1 protein-coding gene is annotated in these 507 nt (G+C 45.8%); it reads right to left on the minus strand.

The features are described from left to right. Positions 1-108: 108 nt before the first annotated feature. Positions 109-507, minus strand: a 399-nt coding sequence (locus tag HHA41_RS13065; protein WP_168461971.1) for a transposase, incomplete at its 5' end; no start/stop codon positions are given.

Here is a 507-nt window from a genome sequence, read left to right on the forward strand (position 1 = left end):
TGAACACACCTTCTGAATTCATCCTATAAGCCTTAATTTAGTCCCCACTTAGAAACAAGTGGGGACTTAAATTTATGGTAAGCGTCCGCTGAATCCCATACCTATTTTTTAATTCGATTTAGGTTTCCAGCAGTGCGGCAGCAATTCTTCAATTTGGGTCACTTTGTGTGTCGGTAACCTTTTCAGCACATCACTTAAATAGGCATACGGATCCAAGCCATTCAGCTTTGCTGACTGGATTAAAGTCATGATATTTGCCGCTCGCTGACCACTGCGCAGCGAACCTGCAAACAGCCAGTTCTTGCGTCCCAACGCCCAGGGACGCACCTGATTCTCTACCCAATTGTTGCATATCGGTAGATTGCCATCATCCAGATAGCGGCTTAAGGCTGGCCAACGCTTCAGAGTGTAATTAATAGCCTTGGCGGTAGGAGAACTCGATGGCACTGTCAGATGATGTTGGTTGAGCCATTCATATAGTTGTTGCATCACTGGTTGACTATGCTG

The sequence above is a fragment of the Acinetobacter sp. A1 genome (assembly GCF_012371315.1).
In the GTDB taxonomy this organism is placed as follows: domain Bacteria; phylum Pseudomonadota; class Gammaproteobacteria; order Pseudomonadales; family Moraxellaceae; genus Acinetobacter.